The sequence below is a fragment of the Microvirga sp. Mcv34 genome (assembly GCF_024519725.1).
GTDB lineage: Bacteria > Pseudomonadota > Alphaproteobacteria > Rhizobiales > Beijerinckiaceae > Microvirga.
Map to the genome: position 1 here is coordinate 39,943 of NZ_JALJRK010000033.1, position 21,276 is coordinate 61,218.

The window sequence follows — 21,276 nt, forward strand, 5'->3', positions numbered from 1 at the left end:
GATGCCCTACGGCTTGTAAACCTCGATCGCCTCGGCGAAACCTTCGACCTCGTGAGGGCCCAGCGGCGAGGGATTGCCCCAGAGATGCTCGACGAAGGGCTTGGACATGAGCAGCGGTTCGCCCAGCCTCTTGTTCAGCTCCGCGATGCGGCTCGCGAGGTTCACGTCGCGGCCGATCACCGTGAAGTCGAGGCGCTGGCCGGAGCCCACATTGCCGTAGGCCGCGTCGCCATGGTGAAGGTCCAGGCCGACATTGATCGGCACCGGGAAACGGCCCTCGTTGTTGGCGGCCTCGATGCGCCGCAGCGCCTTGGTGGCGGCCGTGAGCGCCGATTGGGCGGCGCCGCCCGTGTCGTCGCCCTTGTCGCGCACGATGGCGAGAAGCCCGTCACCCAGATATTTCAGCACCTCGCCGCCTTCATCCTCGATGGGCGGCACGAGGCAGTCGAAATAATTGTTCAGGAGTTCGACCGCGCTTTCCGGGCTCAGGGTCGACGAGATATGCGTGTAGTCGCGCATGTCGGCGAACAGGATGGCTGAGCGGATCCGCGTCACCTGCCCGCGCTGGATGGCGCCGGAGAGGATCGCCTTGTGCGGATCGTCGCCCACATAGATGCGCAGCACCTCGTCGAGCCGGTTGCTCGTCGCGCGCAGCTCGGTGACGAGGGAGAAGGATGGGATCACCATGCGCAGGATCGTCAGCTCGCGGATGCCGAAGCCCTGCGGCGACCGCGTCGCGAAGGAGATCGCGTTCTCGGCCCCGTTGGTGAAACGGATCGGGATGGTGACGTAATGGCGATAGCCCGCGTCCTTCAGCTCGGGGATGATCGGAAAGAGATCGTCGGGCGTATTCGCGAGATCGAGGACGAGCCACTCCCTCGTGCGGTTGACATGGGCGAAGGGGCTCGTCTGGTAGACGGTCTCGCGGCGATCGCCGTGCGGGAGATAGCGCACGACCGTCCCCTCCTCGCGGGTCCAGAACCGCCCGATCCCGGCATATTCCGAATGCAGCGTCTCGATGGCGGAAACCGCCCGGTCGATAGGCAGGCCGAGCTCGATCAGCCGGTTGAGGAAGCCCGACAGGACCTCGTTCGAATCCTCCATCTGGCCCGCTACGGTGATCAGCCAGTCCCGCAGGGCGATGACCCGCGCGAGGCTTTCCGCGTCGAGGCTTCGCGCCATGGTCAGGAGATCGTCCGGAGAGGCCGGCAGGAGGGAGGATGACATCATAAGGCCAAGGTGTGTTGTCCCGGTGGATCCTTCAACCCGCCAGGAATCGTTCCGTCAGGAATCGTTCCATCCGGAAAGCTGGGATGCCCTTCCCGAAAGGGCAATGGCTTTGACAGAAGCCTGTGGCCGGAATAGAGCCAAGCCATGGCAAGCATCGATACGCTTTTCGTCACCAAAGTCTACCGCGCCGAGATGACGGGCGCCAAGGCCGAGCTTCGCAATGCGGAGCTGGAAGCGGCCTGCCTGTCCATCGCCGAGGATGACGAGGCCGGCCAGCGCTGGTGCGAGAAGCACGGCTATCCCGGCTATACGTCCTATGCGTCCCTGAACGACCTGCCCTGGCGGGTGCCGGTGTTCGGCGAGCTTCTGAAGGAGCTCGACAAGCACGTGGCGAGCTTCGCCAAGGAGCTGGAATTCGACCTCCAGGGCCGCAAGCTCGTGCTCGACAGCCTGTGGATCAACATCCTCCCGCCGGGCGGCATCCACACGTCCCACATCCACCCGCATTCGGTGATCAGCGGCACCTATTACGTGACGATTCCCGAGGGCGCGAGCGCGCTCAAGCTCGAGGACCCGCGCCTCGGCTTCATGATGGCCGCGCCGCCGCGCAAGCCGAAGGCCAAGCAGGAGAACCGGCAGTTCGCCTACATGAAGCCGGTCCCCGGCACGGTGCTGCTCTGGGAAAGCTGGCTGCGCCACGAGGTGCCCTTGAACGAGGCCGAGAGCGAGCGCATCAGCGTGAGCTTCAACTATTCCTGGCAGTAGGACACGGCGGGTCCGGGCAAAACCAGCTTTATTTCGATTCTCATCCTCATCCTGAGGAGCAGACGCAGTCTGCGTCTCGAAGGAGCTTCCAGCGTGCTCTGGATCCTCCTTCGAGACGGTCGCTTTCGCGACCTCCTCAGGATGAGGACGGAGTATTTCTGGGAAAAGCCGCCCCTCAAACCTCCGCCCACATGCGGAAGAGATTGGCGCTGCTCTTCGCCAAGAGGTCGAATTCCGGCGTCTTGCCCGATTGGGCGAACAGGTTGCGCCTGGCGGTTTCCAAATCGAACAGAAGCTCGCGCCGGGCGCTGTCGCGCACGTAGCTCTGCGCCCAGCCCACCGCCACCATGCGCTCTCCCCGCGTGACGGGCGCGACCCGGTGCAGGCTCGTGGAATCGTAGGCCACCAGATGCCCGGCCGGGAGCTTTACCTCCTCCTCGCCGGACACGGATTCGATCACGAGCTCGCCGCCGTCGTAAGTCTCCGGATCGGCCAGGAAGAGCGTGAAGGACACGTCCGTGCGGATGCCGTTCATGAGCGGGTTGTCCACGTGGGAGCCGTATTCCCGGCCCGCGCCGTAGCGGGCGAAGATCAGCGGCGTCAGAGCCTTCGGACGCGCGGCGAGATTGAAGACATCGTGGCCTAGGATGGCAGCCGATACCTTCTCCCGCAGCACGGTGAGCGCCGCCCCCTCGCGCGCCTGCTCGTTGTCCTTGACCAGCCGGGCGCTCCAGCCCGCCGTCGCGCGACCGTCCTCGAAGCGCATGGAGCCGAGCATCGTCCGGACCTCCTCGAGATCGGCCGGGGCGAGGACATCCGCAATCGTGATCAGCATGGGAGAGCACCTTCAGGCTTGCCAGACCTCCCCATATTCTGTAGCTAAGTACTTGTAAAGACACGCAGTTTTTAACTTTTCTAAACTAGCCGCGGCAGCCATCACGCCAAGGGGGAAACATGAAGAAACGGAAGATCTGGGCGGGCCTGAGCTCCGCCGTCCTGGTGGCCGCGCCGGTCGCCGCGCCGGCGACGGCTCTGCCTGCTCGGCCGCAGGCCGGGATCGAGGCCAAGGCCGGCCAGCCCCTGCTTCAGCTCGCCCAACACCAGGGCCACGCCGCGCCGGCGGCCACGGCCGGTGGCGAGGGCGACGAAGGTGGGGCGGGCGGCGCGACGCCGCTGCCGGCGCCGCTCCACGTCTATCGCGGCATCGAGATGATTCGCGGCCACCTCACCGTCGGGGCCGAGCTGATCGAGGCCGGTCGCTGGGCCGATGCCCTGCCCCACTTCCTGCATCCGGAGGAAGAGATCTACGGCAGCATCCGCGATCAGCTGAAGCCCCTGAACATCGCTCCGTTCCAGGTGGCCCTGAAGTCCCTGTCGCAGACCGTGAAAGCCAAGAACAAGGAGGCCTATGCCCGCGCCCGCGCGGCGCTCGACGAGCGTCTGGCCGCCGCCGAGACGGCCGTGAAGGCGAAGGAGCAGGACGGCACGTATTTCGTGCTCGAAACGGCCCTCGAGGTGCTGCAGCAGGCCGCCGACGAATACGAGGAGGCTGTCGAGAAGGGCCGCATCGCCAACGTGGTCGAGTACCAGGATGCGCGCGGCTTCGTGTTCGAGGTGGACCGCCTCGTCGGCACGGTCATGCCGGCCGCGTCCGCCAAGAGCGCCGATGCGGCGAAGGCCCTGCAGGCAAGCCTCGACGACCTGAAGGCGACCTTCCCGGCCGTGATGCCGCCGAAGCAGGCGGTAAAGGATTCCGGGCAGTTCCTGAGCGCCGTCGCGAAGTTCGAGCTGCAGCTCAGCAGCTTCCACTGACATCCATGCGGCGCGAAGGCTTCACCAAAATCGGCCGGGTGCTCGCGGGCCTCGTGCTCGCAACCCTCGTGGGCGGAGCGGGCGACAAGCCGACTCCGCTCGATGCCGCACATTGGAGGCCGGCCTTCGCGCGGCCGGACCATGCACCGACGCCGACGGACAATCCGGCCACGCCGGAGAAGATCGCGCTCGGCGCGAAGCTCTTCGAAGATGCACGCCTGTCGGGCTCCGGCGACGTGTCGTGCGCGAGCTGCCATCAGGCGGATCTCTCGTTTTCCGATGGGGTCGACCGCCATGTCGGTCATGACGGCCAGCCGCTCGACCGGCGCACGCCTGCCCTGTGGAACCTGGCCTGGGGCCTGTCCTTCTTCTGGGACGGGCGGGCGTCGAGCCTGGAAGCCCAGGCCATGGGGCCGATCGAGAACGAACGCGAGATGGCCGGCAACCTGGAGAATGCCCTGCGCGCGCTCGATGCCGATCCACCGATGCGCAAGGCGTTCGCCGCCGCCTTTCCGGACGATGCCGCCGTGACCCAGGCCAACTTGGGAAAAGCGCTCGCGGCCTTCCAGAGAACGCTCGTCTCGCCGGAAACCCGCTTCGACCGCTGGGTCGAGGGCGACGACAAGGCCCTTGAGGGGGACGAGCTCGCGGGCTTCGCGCTCTTCGTCGGCAAGGCCGGATGCGTTGCGTGCCACCAGGGCTGGCGGTTCACGGACGAAGCCTTCCACGACATCGGCCTGCCCAGTGAGGACAGGGGGCGCGGCCCCGTCCTCGGCGTCAGCGCCGCCAACCACGCCTTCAAGACACCGAGCCTGCGCGAGCGGGTCTGGTCCGCGCCCTACATGCATGACGGCTCGCTCGCGACCTTCGACGCTGTCGTCGCGCATTACGCGGACCACGTGGTGCAGCGCCCCACGCTCTCGGCCGACCTGCCCCGACGCATCGAACTGAACGAACAAGAGCGCGCGCTGCTCGTCGCCTTCCTCAATACGCTGTCGAGCGACGACCCGCCCCGCCCCGCGAGCCTGCCGTCGAAAGCGATGTCCTGGGGAGGGGATGAAAAAGCCATTCCCACATCGACCGTCAGCCAGAAGGACAGGCGTTTCACGCCAGGCGCGATCATCATGAAGGTGGGCGAGGCCCTGCGCATCGTCAACGACGATACGCGCGTGCACAATGTGCGCCTCGACGGGCCGGGCAAGAGCTTCAACTCGGACGCGCAGAACCCCGGCGACACGGTGACCATCGGGTTCGACGGCGCGGGCCATTACGACGTGATCTGCGGCATCCACCCGGAGATGCGCCTGAGCGTGGAGGTCACGCAGGACCGATGAAGACAAAAATACACGCCTCGTTTCCGGCGACACGGGCCCGACGGGTGCGCTAAAACAGGGGCATGCCGATGCTCCGCGACGACGACACTCTCTTTGCAGCCCTGATCGCCCGTGATCCTTCCTACGAGGGATTTGCCTATGTGGGCGTGAAGACGACCGGCATCTTCTGCCGCCTGACCTGTCCGGCCCGCAAGCCGAAGCGCCAGAATGTGGTGTTCTTCTCCTGTCGGGACGCCGCCCAGGATGCGGGCTTCCGCCCCTGTCTGCGCTGCAAGCCCCTCGACAGCAGGCCACCGACGAGTGGCGCGCTCGACACATTGAGGGACAGGATCAAGGCCGAGCCGGAGCGGCGGTGGAGCGCCGAGGACGTGCGGGCTCTCGGATACGATCCCTCGACCGTGCGCCGCGCCTTCCAGCGCGAATACGGCGTCACCTTCGCGCAATATGCGCGCTCTCAGCGCCTGGGATTAGCGGTGAACACTTTGCAGCAGGGAGGCTCCGTGATGGATGCCCAGCTCGACGCGGGTTACGAATCCGGCAGCGGCTTTCGCGACGCCATCGGCAAGCTTATCGGCGATGCGCCGATCCGCGCGCCGTCGCGCCAGATCCTGACCGCGCAATGGCTCGACACGCCCATCGGGGCGATGCTCGCGGTCGCGGACGATACGGGCGTTCACCTGCTCGAATTCGCCGAGCGCAAGGCGCTTCCGACCGAGATCGAGCGCCTGCGCCTGCGCGTCGGGCCGATCTGCTTCGGACAGCACCCGATGCTCGACACGCTCGCCCATCAGGTCGAGCAGTATTTCGCCGGCCAATCCATCGCGTTCGATCTGCCCATCGTGCAGAAAGGAACGCCGTTCGAGGCGACGGTCTGGGAGGCCCTGCGCCGGATCCCGGCCGGAGCCACGCGCAGCTATGGGGAAATTGCGCATTCCATCGATCGTCCCGATGCACCTCGCGCCGTGGCGCGGGCGAACGGGGCCAATCAGGTGGCGATCATTGTGCCGTGCCATCGCGTGATCGGTGCCGATGGATCGCTGACCGGCTATGGTGGCAAGATCTGGCGCAAGCAATGGCTGCTCGAACACGAGCGGCGCGTCGCGACGAACCTGTCCAAGGGATGAAAGACATGACGGATCAAGTCACGAAGGCCGGGGCGTTCAAGGCTCTCCACGTTCCGGGCCAACCGCTCATCCTGTTCAACGTCTGGGATGCAGGCACCGCCAGGGCAGTCGCGGCGAGCGGCGCGAAGGCGCTGGCCACCGGCAGCTGGTCGGTCGCGGCGGCCCATGGCTTCGAGGACGGCGAGCACATGCCGCTCGACCTTGCCCTCGCCAATCTGGAGCGCATCGTGGCGGCGAGCGACCTGCCGGTCACCATCGACCTGGAAAGCGGCTATGGGGCCACGCCCGACGAGGTCGGCGCGACCATCGCCCGCACGCTGCAGGCCGGCGCCATCGGGTGCAACATCGAGGACGGCGTCCGGGAGACCACCCTTCGTGGGACTTCGGACCAGGTCGCGCGTCTGAAGGCCGCCAGGGCGGCGGCGGACCGGCTCGGGATCCCGCTCTTCCTGAACGCGCGCACGGACGTGTTCCTGGCCGCCGCGAGCGACCGGCACGAGGGCCTCGTCGACACGGCCCTGGAACGCGGCCGCGCCTATGCCGAGGCCGGCGCGGATGGGTTCTTCGTGCCTGGCCTTGCGGATGAAAGGCTCATCGCCCGCGTCGTGGAAGCCTCGCCCCTGCCGGTGAACATCATGGCCAGCGCGAAGACTCCCCCGGCCGCGCGGCTGGCGGAGCTCGGCGTCGCGCGCATCAGCCATGGCCCCGGTCCCTATCGCATGGCCATGAAAGCTCTGGAGGATGCCGCGAGGGCGGCCCTCCTGTGAGGGCCGGAGCCTACCCGCGCTTCTTCTCGATCTTCGGCAGGAAATAGGCCAGGAGCCCGATGGCCGGCAGGAACGAGCAGACCCGGTAGACGGTCTCGATGCTCGTCATGTCGGCCAGCTGCCCCAGCAGCGCCGCGCCGAGGCCCGCCATGCCGAAGGACAGGCCGAAGAACAGGCCCGCGATGGTGCCGACGCGTCCCGGCATGAGCTCGGTCGCATAGACGAGAATGGACGAGAAGGCGGACGACAGCACGAGCCCGATGGCGACGCTCAGCGCCGCCGTCCAGAACAGGTTGGCGTAGGGCATGGCGAGCGTGAAGGGCAGGACGCCGAGGATCGAGCCCCAGATCACGTAGCGCCGCCCGAACCTGTCGCCGACGGCGCCGCCGAGAATCGTCCCGATCGCGAGGGAGCCGAGGAAGACGAAGAGATAGACCTGCGCATCCTGCACCGACACCTGGAACTTGGCGATCAGGTAAAAGGTGAAATAGTTGGTGAGGCTCGCGACGTAGAAGTCCTTCGAGAAGACCAGCAGGATCAGGATGGCGAGCGAGACCGCGACGCGCCGCCTGGACACCAGCGAACCGGTCTCGGCCGCGCGCGGCCTGGCGCGCAAATCCGCGAGCTTGGCCTGGTACCAGCGCCCGATGGCGAAGAGGATCCCCATCGCCAGAAGCGCCACCACGGAAAACCACGCGATGCTCGGCTGTCCGAACGGGACGACGATGAAGGCCGCGAGCAGCGGCCCCAGGGCCGTCCCGGCATTGCCGCCGACCTGGAACACAGATTGCGCTAAGCCGTGCCGCCCGCCGGATGCGAGGCGCGCGACGCGGGAGGATTCCGGATGGAAGACCGAGGATCCCATGCCGACCAGCGCCGCCGCCAGGAGAAGGACCGGATAGGAGCCCGCCTGCGAGAGCGTCAGCAGGCCGATCAGGGTGAAGCCCATCCCGGCCACCAGGGAGAACGGCTGCGGCCTGCGGTCGGTGAAGCTGCCGACCAGGGGCTGAAGCAGCGACGCGGTGAGCTGGAAGGTGAGCGTCAAAAGGCCGATCTGGCCGAAATCGAGATGGAAGCTGCTCTTGAGGATGGGGTAGATCGCCGGCAGCAGCGACTGGATGAGATCATTCAGCATGTGCGACACGCTGATGGCGGCCAGGATCGGTACCGCGACCCTCTCGGGCGCGACGATTCGGGGCGCGAGGGGCATGGTTGGCGTTGGGTTGGTCATCGTTGTTCTTCGTGATGCTGCCGGACCTGCGGATGAGCCCGGCCTTCTGGCGTTTCCACCTTCCGCTATAAACCAGAACGGGCCCGCGATCTCCCGCCCGTCCTGCAGGGCAGGGTTACAGTTCAGGTAGGGCAGCCGCCCGCTCCGCCGGGTCACAACTTTTTCCTATTTCGTCCCTAAGCCTGGGGCCAAGGTTCCAGCCCGATCCAGGGACAATCATAAAACGACAAAGGGGTCCTTCATGTCGCAAGCCTCGGCCTATGAGCAGTTCATGCTCGAGCTGGTCAATCGCGAGCGCGCTCAGACCGGCGCCCAGCCGCTCGCCTTCAACGGCAACCTGAACGACTCGGCGGATTCGCACAGCAGCTGGATGATCGCCACCGACACCTTCTCGCATACGGGATCGGGGGGCTCGACGCCCACGGACCGGATGAGCCAAGCCGGTTATGCCTTCTCGGGCAGTTGGGCATCGGCAGAGAACATCGCCTGGGCCAGCACCCGCGCTCCCGCGGGATACCAGGACGAGGTGGAGCTGCTGCACACGAACCTGATGAACAGCCCGGGCCACAAGGCCAACATCCTCAATGGGACCTTCCGCGAGATCGGCATCGGCTTCGACACCGGCGCCTACCAGAGCTGGGACGCCGCCTTCGTCACGCAGAACTTCGCCAAATCGGGCACGGCGGTGTTCCTCACTGGCGTCGGCATGTCCGACAAGGACGGCGACCGCTTCTACGACATCGGCGAAGGGCTCGGCGGATTGACCGTGACGGCCGTGAGCTCGACGGGCGCCCAGTACACGACGACGACGCAGAGCGCCGGCGGCTACAGTCTGGCGCTTGCGGCGGGCACCTATTCGGTCACCTTCTCCGGCGGCGGCTACACCCCCGTGACGCAGCAGGTGACCATCGGCTCCTCGAACGTGAAACTCGACCTCATCGATCCGGCACAGGGCACCCTGTCCGCATCGAACATGATCAATGGCAATGGCGGCAGGAACACCCTCAAGGGAACAGCCGCTTCCGACACGATCAAGGGTCTCGGCGGCAACGACAAGCTCTACGGCAACGGGGGCAACGACAAGCTCTATGGCGGCACCGGGAACGATGCGATCACCGGGAATGCGGGCAATGACCGCCTCTTCGGCAATGGCGGCAACGACACCCTCAACGGCAGCAGCGGCAACGATACCCTCACCGGCGGCGCAGGCGCCGACACCTTCCGGTTCTCCGGCAAATGGGGCGCGGACACGATCACCGATTTCCAAAACGGCATCGACCGCATCAACCTGCGGAGCACGGACCTGAGCTTCAAGGATCTCAGCATCACCCGCTTCAACGCGGACAGCGACGGCAAGGCGGACGACGTGCTCATCGAGTCTCACGGCCAATCGATCGCGCTGCTCAACGTGAAACATGCGCTGATCGGAGCATCCGACTTCCTGTTCTGACAGACCGGCGCATCGATCTCCCGTCCATCGCCGACATCATGGCCGGCCTTGCGCCGGTAATGACATGGAAGGTTCAACCCGCCGAAGGCTCGGCCTTCGACCGGGCCGGACGAGCGGGCGCCCGCTTCGATGCGTTGAGCGCCACCGCCGCCCGAACGAGAGCCTTCAGGGCTTCTTCGTCGATCCCATCACCCTCGTGAAGATCGATGGCGCGCCTCGTGTTGCCGTCGAGACTGGCGTTGAAGAGGCGGGATGGATCCTCCAACGCGGCGCCTTTGGCGAAGGTCATCTTCACGACATTCCTGTAGGTCTCGCCGGTGCAGATGATCCCGCCATGCGACCAGACGGGAACGCCGCGCCATTTCACTTCCTCGATCACATCGGGAACAGCCTGGCGGATAAGAAGCCGGATTCGGGCGAGCGTCTCGCCGCGCCAGTCATTCAGCTCTTTGATCTTCGCATCGATCAGCCGGGATGCAGCGATCACTTCGTGGGCTTCCTGCGCGTCTCTCGTCATCGTCGCCATGTCTGTCGTCACTTTCGCGGTTGTTGGCGCTCACATTCTCTCGCCGGGCAGTTGGCTGGCCTGCTTCACCCAAGCGGCGAACTGAGCCTCGTCGAGCCGGTCCTTTTCGTAGATGTGAAAATAGCGCACTTCCTTCTGCTTGGACTCGCCGGGAGGAACGGGATCCAGCGACGTGCCACGGAAGAAAGCCACCTTGATGTACTTCGTGAAGCAGTGGAAGCTGAGAAACCAGCCCTGGTCCTCGACCCCGTAAAACGGAGAGTTCCATTTGACGGCCTTGTGCAGGCGGGGGACGGTCCGCGTGATGAGTGCGTCGAGGCAGTGGCCGACATCGCTCTTCCAGCCTGGCATGGCGGCGATATAAGCCTGCACGGGAGCATCGCCATAACCCTTCGCAATCTGAGGATTACCGCCCGAGAGGAGCACAGGCTGCATGGCAGCCTGGGATGGGCTGGCCGACGAAGACTTCGTCCGCTTGATCGCAGGGCCGGTCATTGATCCATCCCATTGGTGAAGTGCCGATGTGCTTCATCCTGCTGCTATTGGGTAAACAATCCTTAATTCAGCAGCAGCTTCAGCACCAATGGCAGAAGCAACGCCGTGACGAGCGCGTTCAACCCCATGGCGATGCCCGCGAAGGTGCCGGCGAGCGAATGAACCTGGAAGGCGCGCGCGGTGCCGATGCCGTGCGAGGCGAGCCCCACGGCGAAGCCGCGGGCGCGCCAATCCTTCATGCGCAGCGCGTTCATCAGCGGCGTCACCATGATGGAGCCCGTGACGCCGGTGAGCATGATCAGGATGGCGGTCAGGGACGGATCGCCGCCGAGAGCTTCCGTGATGCCCATGCCCACCGGAGCGGTGACGGATTTCGGCGCCAGCGAAATGAGAACGGGATTGGGGATGCCGAAGAGCTGCGCGACGGCCACGGCCGACACGATGGCCGTGACCGATCCGACCACGAGCGCCGCCACCATCGGCACGATGGAGCGCAGCACGATGGCCCTGTTCTCGTAAAGCGGAATGGCGAGCGCGACGGTCGCGGGGCCGAGCAGGAAGTGCACGAATTTCGCGCCTTCGAAATAGACCGGATATGACGTGCCCGTAGCCCACAGCACGAGAGCGACGGCCACCACGGCCATCAGCACCGGATTGAACAGGGGATTGCGGTTGAACGTCTGCGAGATGCGGTCCGCGACGATGTAGGCGCCAAGCGTCACCACGAGCCAGAGCAGCGGGGTCTGAGAGAGATAAACCCAGAGGGAGAAGGCCTGGTCAGTCACGGGCTTCGCCCTCCCCGGCGGTGTCCATTGAGGAGCCGGTGAGGCGCGACACCACCACGAAGGCGACGACCGTCACCACAAGGGTCACGAAGGTCGAGACGACGAGAGCGACGCCGAGTCCGATGCCGTATTCGACCAGCACGTCGAGCCGCTGGATCACGCCGACGCTCGCAGGAATGAACAGCAGCGAGAGATGGGCCAGAAGCCCCTTCCCCGTGGCATCGAGGGCCCTGCCGAATTCAGGGAGCCTCGGCCTGATGCGGTCGCGCAGGCTCAAGGCGACGAGCAGGAACAGTATTCCCAGCACCGGCCCCGGAAGCGGCCATCCGAGCCCGCGGGTGACGATCTCGCCGAGAAGCTGGCAGAGAAGGATTACGGTCAGACTGACGATCATGTGCGGCCTCGGGAGCAGAACGGAGGCTCGCGCTTCGTGTGGACCCGCAGGCCCGCACCGGACGATGCGCCAGCCAAAGGCAAGGAGTATCGCGGCCGGGGTCTCGTGCAAAGCGCCGATGGCACCTCCCAGAGCTGGACTGTCTCCGGAAGCTTGCCCATGCTAAGGAACCGGAACGGCCGCGGCGACCGGTTGTTGCCGCGGCCGAGCAACGAGAATTATGAACGACACGTCTCTGCTTTTCCGTCTCGTCGTGGCCCTGGCCATCGGCCTGCTGATCGGCCTGGAGCGCGGCTGGAAGCAGCGCGACGAAGCGGAGGGCGAGCGCACCGCCGGTCTTCGGACCTATACGCTGACCGCCCTGCTCGGCGCCTTGTCGGCCGTTCTGACGAGCTATACCAGCACGGTCTTTCTGGCTCTCTCCTTCCTGGGCTTCGCACTGGCCTTCAGCGCCTTCTCCTGGCTGGAGGCGAAGGCGGAAGAGAATTTCAGCGTCACGGGCGTGGTCGCCGGGCTTCTCACCTTCTCCCTGGGGGCCTATGCGATGCTCGGCGATCTCGAAATCGCCACGGCGGCAGGCGTCGTCGTCACGCTCATCCTCGCGCTCAAGCAGCCGCTCCACCGATGGGTGCGCAACCTCACCTGGCTGGAGATCAGGTCCGCGCTCATCCTTCTCGCCATGACGTTCCTGGCGCTGCCGTTGCTGCCGGATCGGACGGTCGATCCCTGGGATGCGATCAATCCCTTCGAGATCTGGCTGCTCGCCATCATCATCGCGGCCATCTCCTTCATCGGCTATATCGCGGTGAAGATCATGGGAAGCCAGGCGGGCGTGGCGCTCGCGGCGCTCGCTGGCGGCCTGGCCTCCTCGACGGCCACGACCGTCACCCTCGCCCGGCTGGCGCGCGAGCATCCGGCCGCGAGCCCCCTGCTCGCCGGCGGTATCCTCCTGTCCGGGTCGGTGATGATCGTCCGCGTGCTGATCGTGGCGAGCGTCCTGAACAACGCCCTGCTGGTTCCCCTCGCCTGGCCGCTCGGCGCCGGCGGCCTCGTGCTGGTCGCGGTGGCGGGCCTGCTCTTCTTCACCCATGGCCGGGACAGCAAGGAGCATCCCGAACTCGGCATGAAGAGCCCCTTCGATCTCGGGACCGCATTGAAGCTCGCGGGCCTGATCGCTGTGATCAGCCTGCTGGCGAAGGTGATCGGCAGTTCCGCCGGCAATGTGGGCATCACCATCCTGGCGGCGCTCTCCGGCATCGCCGACGTGGATGCCATCACGCTGTCGCTTGCGCGCCTCGCCAATAGCGGCATCACGCTCGTGACGGCGGCGCTCGGCATCGGCATCGCCGTTGCGGTGAACACGGTGGTGAAGGCGGGAATGACGTTCAGCCTGGGTGGCACGCAGGCCGGCTGGATCGTCTCGGCCGCGAGCATCGCGGCCATCGTGGCGGGCGGCGCGGCTTTCACGTTCTTCGGGTGACATGAGAAAGGCGGGTCTCAAACCCGCCTTTCTTAATTCGCTCAGTTGTCCAGGAAGCTCCGCAGCTTCCGCGACCGCGAGGGATGCTTCAGCTTGCGCAGGGCCTTCGCCTCGATCTGGCGGATACGCTCGCGGGTCACCGAGAACTGCTGTCCGACCTCTTCGAGGGTGTGGTCGGTGTTCATGCCGATGCCGAAGCGCATGCGCAGCACACGCTCCTCGCGCGGCGTGAGCGAGGCGAGGACACGGGTCGTCGTCTCGCGCAGGTTCGACTGGATCGCCGCATCGATGGGCAGGATCGCGTTCTTGTCCTCGATGAAGTCGCCGAGGTGTGAATCCTCCTCGTCGCCGATAGGCGTTTCGAGGGAGATCGGCTCCTTGGCGATCTTGAGGACCTTGCGCACCTTCTCCAGCGGCATGGCGAGCTTCTCGGCCAGTTCCTCCGGGGTCGGCTCGCGGCCGATCTCGTGCAGCATCTGGCGCGACGTGCGGACGATCTTGTTGATCGTCTCGATCATGTGCACCGGGATGCGGATCGTACGGGCCTGGTCGGCGATCGAGCGGGTGATCGCCTGCCGGATCCACCAGGTGGCGTAGGTCGAGAACTTGTAGCCGCGGCGGTACTCGAACTTATCGACCGCCTTCATGAGGCCGATATTGCCCTCCTGGATCAGGTCCAGGAACTGCAGGCCGCGGTTCGTGTACTTCTTGGCGATGGAGATCACGAGGCGCAGGTTGGCCTCGATCATTTCCTTCTTCGCCTGACGGGCCTCGCGCTCGCCCTTCTGCACCATCATGACGATGCGGCGGAACTCCTGGATCTCCAGGCCGGTCTCGCTCGCCAGGTTGTGGATGTTTTCGCGCAGGTCGTGGATGCCGTCCTTCGCCTTGGCGACGAAGTCCTTCCAGCCCTTGCCGCCGAGCTTGGAGACGCGCAGCACCCATTTCGGGTCGAGCTCCCAGCCCTGGTAGTGCTTGAGGAACTCCTCGCGGGCGACGCCGTGGCTCTCGGCGAGGCGCATCAGGCGGCCCTCATGGGAGATGAGGCGCTTGTTGATGTCGTAGAGCTGCTCGACCAGGGCCTCGATGCGGTTGTTGTTCAGCGACAGCGACTTCACCGCCGTGACGATATCCGCCTTGAGTTCCTTGTACTTGCGCTCCTGGGCCGGGGTCAGCTGCTTGTTCTGCATGCGCTGTTCCACATGCTCGACTTGCAGGCGGCGCAGCTTCTTGTAGTTGTCGGCGATGGAGTCGAAGGTCTCGAGAACGCGCGGCTTCAGCTCGGCCTCCATGGCCGAGAGCGACACGTTGTTCTCCATGTCGTCGTCGTCCATCTCGCCCTCGGGCGGGGTCATCCCCTCCTCGGTCTCGGCCGTCTCCTCCTCGGCCTCGCCTTCGCCCATGCCCTCGACCTTGGGCGCACCCTTGCCGTCGGGGCCCGCATAGGTGGCCTCGAGGTCGATGATGTCGCGCAAGAGCACCCGGCCCTCGACGAGCTCGTCGCGCCAGATGATGATGGCCTGGAATGTCAGCGGGCTTTCGCAGAGCCCTGCGATCATGGCCTCGCGGCCGGCCTCGATGCGCTTGGCGATGGCGATTTCGCCCTCGCGGGAGAGAAGCTCCACCGAACCCATCTCGCGCAGGTACATGCGCACCGGGTCGTCCGTGCGGTCGGTCGGCTCCTTAGCGGTGGTCTCCCGCACCGCCACGGCGCGGGTCTGCGAGGCCTCGACGAGGTCGCCGCCATCGGCTTCCTCCTCCTCGGCTTCCGGCTGGGCGTTCTCGTCGGTCTCCTCGGACTCGACCACGTTGATGCCCATCTCGGACAGCTGGCCGAGCACGTCTTCGATCTGCTCCGAGGAGAACTCCTCCGGAGGCAGGACCTCGTTCAGTTCGTCATAAGTGACATACCCGCGCTTTTTCGCGAGCTTGATCATCCGTTTAACGGCGGCATCGCTCAGGTCGAGCAGGGGCCCGTCGCTCTGCTGCTCCGGAGCCGTCGTCTCGCCTTCGTCCCGTTCGGTTGCCTTCGTCGCCATGCTTTGCTCAACTCCAGCGCCCCGCTCATCCCCCCTACAGGACCCGCGATGCGCGAATGGGCGGCCAAGCCTGCAGAGCTCCGCCACCCGAAATTCATTGCCAATCATAAACAGTGAGTCGCTTGACTAACCGTTAACCATCCCCTGCACAAACCGCCGCAGCCGCCCGGCTTGCCGTACTCTGACATGAATGGACATCAGAGACCGAGCGCCCCTGCATTGTCCATGTCGGCCTCGGCACCCTCGACGGAGGACAGTTGGTTTTGGACCTCTCGCAGCCAGGCGAGATTGGCCTCGTTGTCCTCTTCGGCAAGCGCGCGCTCGGCAGCTCGAAGTTCGCTATGTAACGTGCGTGCGCGGCGATGCAAGGTGATGGCTTGCCTCAATGCGTCCTCAAGCCGCAAGGGATCCGCGTGTGGATCCAGCATCCACCTGTCGCCAGGACGGACCAGAGCCGTCAATCTTTCCGCCGCCCCGGTCAGTCCGGCCCGTTCGAGGCGGGCCATCATGACGGTCGAGTCGGCCGGTTCGCCGCTCGCCGCTCCATCGAGCAGGAGACTGCGCACCATTTGGGTGGACCGGCCCTCAAGTTCAAGATCTGCAAGGGTTTCCACATGGTTTTGAACCAGCTCCGGGTGGACCAGGAAGGTGCAGAGGATCATCGCCTCCCGAGGGCTTTCGCCCGTGCTGCCGGCGAAAAGCGGGTTGCGGGCCAGCAGCGGCGAGACGCTCAGCCGGGAGCTCGGCGTCATGGGCTGGGGCTTGCCAAAATCCCGCCGACCTCCCCCACCCTGGCGCTCGAACCTTTTGGGACGCGACTCCGCATTCATGGCCGAAAGGCGGCTCGCGATGTCCTCCCGGTAGTATTTCTTGAGGGTCTCGTCGCGAATCAGCGCCAGTGATTCGCGCAGCCGCCGCTCCAGGGCCGCCCGGCGCTCGGGCGTGTCGAGGGGGCCGGCCTCGAGCTCCCGGGTCCAGAGCACGTCGACCAGGGGCCGTGCCGAGGACAGGACCCGCTCCACGGCGGCGCTTCCTCCGGCGCGGGCGAGGTCGTCCGGGTCCTGCCCCTCCGGCAGCATGGCGAAGCGCAGGGACTTGCCGGGCATCAGGTTCGGCAGGGCGACGTCGAGCGCCCGGTAGGCCGCCCGCTGCCCGGCCTTGTCGCCGTCGAAGCAGAGGATCGGCTCCTCCGCCAAGCGCCAGAGCAGGGTGAGCTGGTCCTCGGTCAGGGCCGTGCCGAGCGGTGCGACCGCATGGGGAAAGCCCGCGACGCTGAGCGAGATCACGTCCACATAGCCTTCCACGGCAATGACGGTGCCCTTGTCGTGGGCCGGCTGGCGGGCGAGATGGTAGTTGTAGAGGAGCCGTCCCTTGTTGAAGAGCGGCGTGTCGGGCGAATTGAGATACTTGGCCGGCACGTCGGCGCTCATGGCCCGGCCGCCGAAGGCGATGACCCGGCCGCGCACGTCGCAGATCGGGAACATGACCCGGTCGCGGAAGCGGTCGGCCGGGATCTTCCCCGCCTCGCCGGCATGGACCAGACCAGCCTCCACCATCATCTCGACCGGCACGCCCTTGCCGGCGAGATGGTCGCGCAGGGCATAGCGCTCGGATGGGGCATAGCCGATGCGAAACCGGGTTTGCGTCTCGCGGCTGAGCTGGCGCCCGGCGAGATAATCCCGCGCCTTGCCGCCGGAGCGCCCCTGGAGGGCGGATTCGAAGAACTCCGCGGCAAGCTCCATGACGTCGTGGAGGTTCTTGCGCTTGACCTCCTCCTGCCGGTCCTCGCGGGAGGGCGTCGGCAGGGGCACGCCCGCCTCGCCGGCCAGCCGCTCCACGGCCTCGGGGAAGGACAGCCCTTCGGTCTCCATGAGGAAGGTGAAGATGTCCCCGTGCTTGCCCGAGGAGAAGCAGTGATAGAACTGCTTCTGGTCGTTCACGTAGAAGGACGGCGTCTTCTCCGCGTTGAACGGCGACAGCCCCTTCCATTCCCGTCCCGCCTTCTTGAGGCGCACGCGCTTGCCCACGACCGCCGAGGTCGGCAGCCGGGCGCGGATCTCTTCCAGGATTTGGGGCGGGTAGCGCACGAAGCGGTGATCTCCAAACCTGCTCCATAAACTAGAGCGCCTACCCTTCGGTTAAAAACCCCAAGGCCACGCTTTTCTGTGCCCGCTATCCACAGGGCTCGTCTTTAGCCGAATGGTCAGAGAGCCTTTGCGCTGGAAGCCAAATCCCGGGAGCGTTCGAGCTCGGATCGCTCATATCGTGTGACATTCTCCAGGATGAGCTCGCGGTGCTGCTTCCAGATCGTCATGGTCTCCTCCAGCAGGCGCAGCAGGTCCCTGGCGACGGCGGTGCCATAGCCGTGCTTAGTCATTCATCGGATCAGGGAGATCTGCTCGGCGATCCTTCGCTCGCCCTCAGCGAGATGCCTGTCGGTCTGGATCAGGTCGCTCTCAGCCACCGGTGCCTACGGGCATGAACCGGCTGGCGATGAATCGATGATAAGCTTCGATGGGCCGCGTGGCCAGATCGCCGGACGATTCTTCACCGGCTCGCGGTCGTGAGCGCGGCGCCGATGCCGACGAAGGTTGCGCCGGCGGCGCGGTTGAACCAGCGCCCGTGGCGGTTTAACCAGGGGGCGATGCGCTGGGCCATGCCGGCGAGGAGGAGTTCGTAGACGATCTCCACCACCACGAAGGTGCCGCCGAAGATCGCAAGCTGGACCTGAAAGGACACGCCCGGTGCCATGAATTGCGGCAGGAAGGCCGCGAAGAAGATCAGCGCCTTCGGGTTCGATACCGCCACGAGGAAGCCCTGGTTGAACATCCACAAGGGCTTCGCCCGGCGCGGCCCGTCGCCCCGGGCAGCGACGTCCAACATGGAGGCGGGCGACCGCCAGATTCGGATTCCGAGGTAGACCAGATAGGCGGCGCCGATCCACTTGGCGATCGTGAAGGCCTTCTCGGAGGCGGCGAGCAGCGCCCCCATGCCGGCCAGCGACGCCGCGATGAGAACGAGAAACCCGAGCGCGCCACCCAGGACCGTATAGACCGTGGGCCGGAAGCCGTAGCAGACGCCGTGCGTCAGGGACAAAAGCCCGTTGGGCCCGGGCGTCAGCGACAGGCCGATGGCGGCGACCAGATAGATCAACCAGAGTTCAAGGCTCATGTGTCACCGCTGCTTGCTCGTGCTGCCGCGTCCGGGAAAAGAACCGCTCACTCGTAGCACGGTTTGGAGGACATCCGCGAGCCGGTTCCCTCCCACATCATGGCCTGGCATGTCCCCGCCATCCTGCTACGGAAAGGCTCACCCACCATGCCATGCTGCCGACGGCCCGACTAACCCCGCGCCCATTCCGTTGCGAGAACGATATGGGTCGTGGCGGTCGCAACGCCCGGGACGGAGGCCACCACGTCCCTGATCCGGTTGAGGCTGGCATTGGACTCGCAGGCGACGCTGACCATCAGGTCGATGGAGCCCGTCAAGGAATGGCAGGCAACGATTTCCGGAATGCCTGCCAGGCGCGGCACGACCTGCTTGCAGCGGAAGCCCGGCTCGAAGGTCACGGCGATCATGGCACGCACGGACGGGTCGTGCTCGGAGGCGAGCTCGACCGTATAGGCCTTGATGATCCCGTCCCGCTCCAGGCGGCGCATCCGTTCCTGCGTGGCGCTGCGCGAGAGCCCGACGCTGCGGGCGAGGCCCACGAGGCTTTCCCTGGCGTTCCGGCGCAGGGCGGCAATCAGGATCCTGTCTTTCTCGTCCAGCACCATGCCGGGTTTATCCACCTTGAGGGTCCAAAGACCGGCATTTAGCCGGTCGGCCCGTCATCTTGTCGAGTGAAACCGGCCGAACAATCACCGAAGGTTCGCTCCCGTTGCACAAGGAGCCTGCGATGCCTCTCGACCTCACGAACGCCGTTCTTCTGCCCATCGACATGCAGAAAGCCTTCGACCTGCCGTCCTGGCCACGCCGCTGGAATGCAGCCGTCGACGCCAACGGGCTGCTGCTCGTCGAAGCCTGGCGGGCCGCCGGGCGCCCCATCGTGCATGTCCGGCACGATTCGGCCGAGCCGGGCTCGACCCTCGGTCCGGCCCAGCCGGGCAATGCCTTTCGGGTCGGTTTCGGCCCGAAGGGCGACGAGCCGCTGGTCAGCAAGAGCGTGAACTCGTCCTTCATCGGCACCGATCTCGACCTGCGCCTGCGGCGGCTCGGGATCGACACCATCGTGGCCTTCGGCATCTCGACCGACATGTGCGTGTCGACCACGGTGCGCATGGGAGCCAATCTGGGCTACCGCATGGTCCTGGTGGAGGATGCCTGCGACTGCTTCGACCTCCCCGACGGCCGGGGCGGCACCATTCCGGCGGCGATTGTCCACCGGACGCATGTAGCGACCCTGGGCTTCGAATTCGCCCAGGTCGCCACGACGCGGGAGCTCGTCCAGGCGCTCGCGGCCGCAGGAGCGGTCGCGGCCGCCTGACCTGAGACGCGGGCGCGCCTTACCCCTTCGGCAGCATGTCCTTCACGAGGCCGGACGCCTTGGCGAAGTCCATGCGACCGGCATATTTGGCGCGCAGGGCGGCCACGACCTTGCCCATGTCCTTCATGGAGGCGGCGCCGGTCTCGGCGATGGCGGCCTCGATGGCGGCCCTGGTCTCGGCCTCGTCCATCTGCTGCGGCAGGTAGGAGGAGATCACCGCGACTTCGTTCTTCTCCTGGTCGGCGAGCTCGGTGCGGCCGCCCTGCTCGTACATGGTGATCGATTCCTGGCGCTGCTTCACCATTTTCTGCAGGAGGGCCAGGATCTCCTCGTCGGACAGGGGCTCCTTGCCGTTGCCGCGGGCCTCGATGTCCTTGTCCTTGAGGGCGGCCTGAATCAGCCGGATGGCGCCGAGCTTGCCCTTGTCGCCGGCCTTCATGGCTTCCTTCATCTCGGCGGTAAAGCGTTCGCGCAGCATGGACTTCTCCTTGGTTTTGAGTCGCTTGAGCGTTGACGGAACGCGAACGGCCCCTTAAGTCACGGGGGTAGTTCAAAGGCGGCCCGGGCACGGCCTGCTCAAGCACGGCCTGTTGGCCCCGGACTTACAAGAGATCATGACGATGCTGCAAGACAAAGACACCACCGGGAGTTCCTCGGGTGGCTGGGCCGAGCCGCGCGCGACCGCGGTTCTCGTGCTCCAGGACGGAACGGTTCTCGAAGGCTTCGGCATCGGCGCCGTGGGCGAAGCGACCGGCGAGGTCTGCTTCAACACCGCGATGACGGGCTACCAGGAGATCCTGACGGACCCGTCCTATGCTGGCCAGATCATCACCTTCACCTTCCCGCATATCGGAAACGTGGGCACCAACGAGGAGGATATCGAGAGCGTCAACGCCGCCTCGTCCTCGGGCGTGCGCGGCGTCGTGCTGGCGGCCACCATTACCGAGCCGTCCAACTGGCGCGCCTCCCGCGACCTCGATGCGTGGCTCAAGGCCCGCAGCATCGTGGGTCTCTCGGGTATCGATACCCGGGCTCTCACGGCGCTGATCCGCGACAAGGGCATGCCGAATGCGGTCATCGCCCACGATCCCGAGGGCAAGTTCGACATCGAAGCCCTCAAGGCCAAGGCGGCCGCCCTCCCGTCCATGGACGGTCAGGACCTCGTGCCCCTCGTGACCAGCGCCCAGCGCTTCGACTGGGACGAGACCACCTGGACGCGCGGCGAAGGCTACGGCCACCAGGACGGCGCCCCGAAGCACCACGTGGTCGCCATCGATTACGGCGTGAAGCGCAACATCCTGCGCCTGCTCGCCCGGGCCGGCTGCAAGGTCACGGTGGTCCCGGCCACCGCCTCGGCC

The 21,276-nt window shown here is 65.9% G+C and carries 22 protein-coding genes; 9 read left to right on the plus strand and 13 right to left on the minus strand.

Features of this window, described 5'->3' with window-relative positions; translation table 11 throughout:
- Positions 1 to 6: 6 nt before the first annotated feature.
- On the minus strand, positions 7 to 1,182 hold the full coding sequence (locus OC446_RS17410; RefSeq protein ID WP_262030309.1) for an adenylate/guanylate cyclase domain-containing protein: 1,176 nt from the start codon (positions 1,180 to 1,182) through the stop codon (positions 7 to 9).
- 192 nt (positions 1,183 to 1,374) lie between these two features.
- Here OC446_RS17410 and OC446_RS17415 point away from each other — a divergent pair, with 192 nt between their 5' ends.
- Positions 1,375 to 1,995 carry a TIGR02466 family protein gene (locus tag OC446_RS17415; RefSeq protein WP_262030288.1) on the plus strand — a complete coding sequence of 207 codons (621 nt, stop codon included), beginning with the start codon at positions 1,375 to 1,377 and terminating at the stop codon, positions 1,993 to 1,995.
- 175 nt (positions 1,996 to 2,170) lie between these two features.
- On the opposite strand, the gene OC446_RS17420 is transcribed toward OC446_RS17415, so the two are convergent.
- Positions 2,171 to 2,830: a Fe2+-dependent dioxygenase gene (locus OC446_RS17420; protein WP_262030289.1), complete on the minus strand. Its 660-nt coding sequence runs from the start codon at positions 2,828 to 2,830 to the stop codon at positions 2,171 to 2,173.
- Between the two features lie 119 nt (positions 2,831 to 2,949).
- Here OC446_RS17420 and OC446_RS17425 point away from each other — a divergent pair, with 119 nt between their 5' ends.
- The 4 genes from OC446_RS17425 to OC446_RS17440 all read left to right on the plus strand — a co-directional run bounded on the left by OC446_RS17425 (position 2,950) and on the right by OC446_RS17440 (position 7,032).
- A complete protein-coding gene (locus tag OC446_RS17425) occupies positions 2,950 to 3,807 on the plus strand; it encodes a hypothetical protein (RefSeq protein WP_262030290.1) in 858 nt (285 codons plus the stop codon).
- 5 nt (positions 3,808 to 3,812) lie between these two features.
- Positions 3,813 to 5,141: a cytochrome c peroxidase gene (locus tag OC446_RS17430; protein ID WP_262030291.1), complete on the plus strand. Its 1,329-nt coding sequence runs from the start codon at positions 3,813 to 3,815 to the stop codon at positions 5,139 to 5,141.
- A gap of 68 nt (positions 5,142 to 5,209) precedes the next feature.
- Positions 5,210 to 6,265 carry a bifunctional transcriptional activator/DNA repair enzyme AdaA gene (locus tag OC446_RS17435; RefSeq protein WP_262030292.1) on the plus strand — a complete coding sequence of 352 codons (1,056 nt, stop codon included), beginning with the start codon at positions 5,210 to 5,212 and terminating at the stop codon, positions 6,263 to 6,265.
- A 5-nt stretch (positions 6,266 to 6,270) separates the two neighbouring features.
- Positions 6,271 to 7,032 carry an isocitrate lyase/phosphoenolpyruvate mutase family protein gene (locus tag OC446_RS17440; protein ID WP_262030293.1) on the plus strand — a complete coding sequence of 254 codons (762 nt, stop codon included), beginning with the start codon at positions 6,271 to 6,273 and terminating at the stop codon, positions 7,030 to 7,032.
- 10 nt (positions 7,033 to 7,042) lie between these two features.
- Here OC446_RS17440 and OC446_RS17445 read toward each other — a convergent pair whose 3' ends face one another.
- A complete protein-coding gene (locus OC446_RS17445; RefSeq protein WP_410055087.1) occupies positions 7,043 to 8,263 on the minus strand; it encodes an MFS transporter in 1,221 nt (406 codons plus the stop codon).
- Positions 8,264 to 8,504: 241 nt separating this feature from the next.
- On the opposite strand from OC446_RS17445, the gene OC446_RS17450 reads away from it, so the two are divergent.
- On the plus strand, positions 8,505 to 9,713 hold the full coding sequence (locus tag OC446_RS17450; RefSeq protein WP_262030294.1) for a CAP domain-containing protein: 1,209 nt from the start codon (positions 8,505 to 8,507) through the stop codon (positions 9,711 to 9,713).
- A 73-nt stretch (positions 9,714 to 9,786) separates the two neighbouring features.
- On the opposite strand, the gene OC446_RS17455 is transcribed toward OC446_RS17450, so the two are convergent.
- From OC446_RS17455 to OC446_RS17470, 4 genes are all read right to left on the minus strand, one after another.
- Positions 9,787 to 10,239: a DUF1801 domain-containing protein gene (locus tag OC446_RS17455; protein ID WP_262030295.1), complete on the minus strand. Its 453-nt coding sequence runs from the start codon at positions 10,237 to 10,239 to the stop codon at positions 9,787 to 9,789.
- A 30-nt stretch (positions 10,240 to 10,269) separates the two neighbouring features.
- Positions 10,270 to 10,734: a DUF1801 domain-containing protein gene (locus tag OC446_RS17460; protein ID WP_262030296.1), complete on the minus strand. Its 465-nt coding sequence runs from the start codon at positions 10,732 to 10,734 to the stop codon at positions 10,270 to 10,272.
- A 62-nt stretch (positions 10,735 to 10,796) separates the two neighbouring features.
- Entirely contained in the window at positions 10,797 to 11,519 is a 723-nt protein-coding gene (locus tag OC446_RS17465; RefSeq protein ID WP_262030297.1) for an LrgB family protein, read from the minus strand.
- Positions 11,512 to 11,913: a CidA/LrgA family protein gene (locus tag OC446_RS17470; protein WP_262030298.1), complete on the minus strand. Its 402-nt coding sequence runs from the start codon at positions 11,911 to 11,913 to the stop codon at positions 11,512 to 11,514. The genes OC446_RS17465 and OC446_RS17470 overlap by 8 nt, the downstream gene beginning before the upstream one ends.
- 220 nt (positions 11,914 to 12,133) lie before the next feature.
- Here OC446_RS17470 and OC446_RS17475 point away from each other — a divergent pair, with 220 nt between their 5' ends.
- Positions 12,134 to 13,393 carry an MgtC/SapB family protein gene (locus OC446_RS17475; protein ID WP_262030299.1) on the plus strand — a complete coding sequence of 420 codons (1,260 nt, stop codon included), beginning with the start codon at positions 12,134 to 12,136 and terminating at the stop codon, positions 13,391 to 13,393.
- Positions 13,394 to 13,434: 41 nt separating this feature from the next.
- Here the strand turns inward: OC446_RS17475 and rpoD are convergent, their stop codons facing one another.
- The 5 genes from rpoD to OC446_RS17500 form a co-directional block, all read right to left on the minus strand.
- The gene (gene rpoD, locus OC446_RS17480; RefSeq protein ID WP_262030300.1) at positions 13,435 to 15,432 is read right to left on the minus strand and encodes an RNA polymerase sigma factor RpoD; all 1,998 of its coding nucleotides are present in this window, start codon (positions 15,430 to 15,432) and stop codon (positions 13,435 to 13,437) included.
- A gap of 197 nt (positions 15,433 to 15,629) precedes the next feature.
- The gene (gene dnaG, locus OC446_RS17485) at positions 15,630 to 17,519 is read right to left on the minus strand and encodes a DNA primase (RefSeq protein WP_262030301.1); all 1,890 of its coding nucleotides are present in this window, start codon (positions 17,517 to 17,519) and stop codon (positions 15,630 to 15,632) included.
- A 116-nt stretch (positions 17,520 to 17,635) separates the two neighbouring features.
- Positions 17,636 to 17,809, minus strand: coding sequence for a hypothetical protein (locus OC446_RS17490; protein ID WP_262030302.1), 174 nt, complete (start codon positions 17,807 to 17,809; stop codon positions 17,636 to 17,638).
- 170 nt (positions 17,810 to 17,979) lie between these two features.
- The gene (locus OC446_RS17495; RefSeq protein WP_262030303.1) at positions 17,980 to 18,603 is read right to left on the minus strand and encodes a LysE family translocator; all 624 of its coding nucleotides are present in this window, start codon (positions 18,601 to 18,603) and stop codon (positions 17,980 to 17,982) included.
- A gap of 170 nt (positions 18,604 to 18,773) precedes the next feature.
- On the minus strand, positions 18,774 to 19,223 hold the full coding sequence (locus tag OC446_RS17500) for an Lrp/AsnC family transcriptional regulator (RefSeq protein WP_262030304.1): 450 nt from the start codon (positions 19,221 to 19,223) through the stop codon (positions 18,774 to 18,776).
- 107 nt (positions 19,224 to 19,330) lie between these two features.
- Between OC446_RS17500 and OC446_RS17505 the strand changes: the two genes are divergently transcribed.
- The gene (locus tag OC446_RS17505; protein WP_262030305.1) at positions 19,331 to 19,918 is read left to right on the plus strand and encodes a cysteine hydrolase family protein; all 588 of its coding nucleotides are present in this window, start codon (positions 19,331 to 19,333) and stop codon (positions 19,916 to 19,918) included.
- Between the two features lie 19 nt (positions 19,919 to 19,937).
- On the opposite strand, the gene OC446_RS17510 is transcribed toward OC446_RS17505, so the two are convergent.
- Entirely contained in the window at positions 19,938 to 20,396 is a 459-nt protein-coding gene (locus tag OC446_RS17510; RefSeq protein WP_262030306.1) for a GatB/YqeY domain-containing protein, read from the minus strand.
- A 142-nt stretch (positions 20,397 to 20,538) separates the two neighbouring features.
- On the opposite strand from OC446_RS17510, the gene OC446_RS17515 reads away from it, so the two are divergent.
- On the plus strand, positions 20,539 to 21,276 hold a 738-nt coding region (locus OC446_RS17515; RefSeq protein WP_315986520.1), incomplete at its 3' end, for a carbamoyl-phosphate synthase domain-containing protein.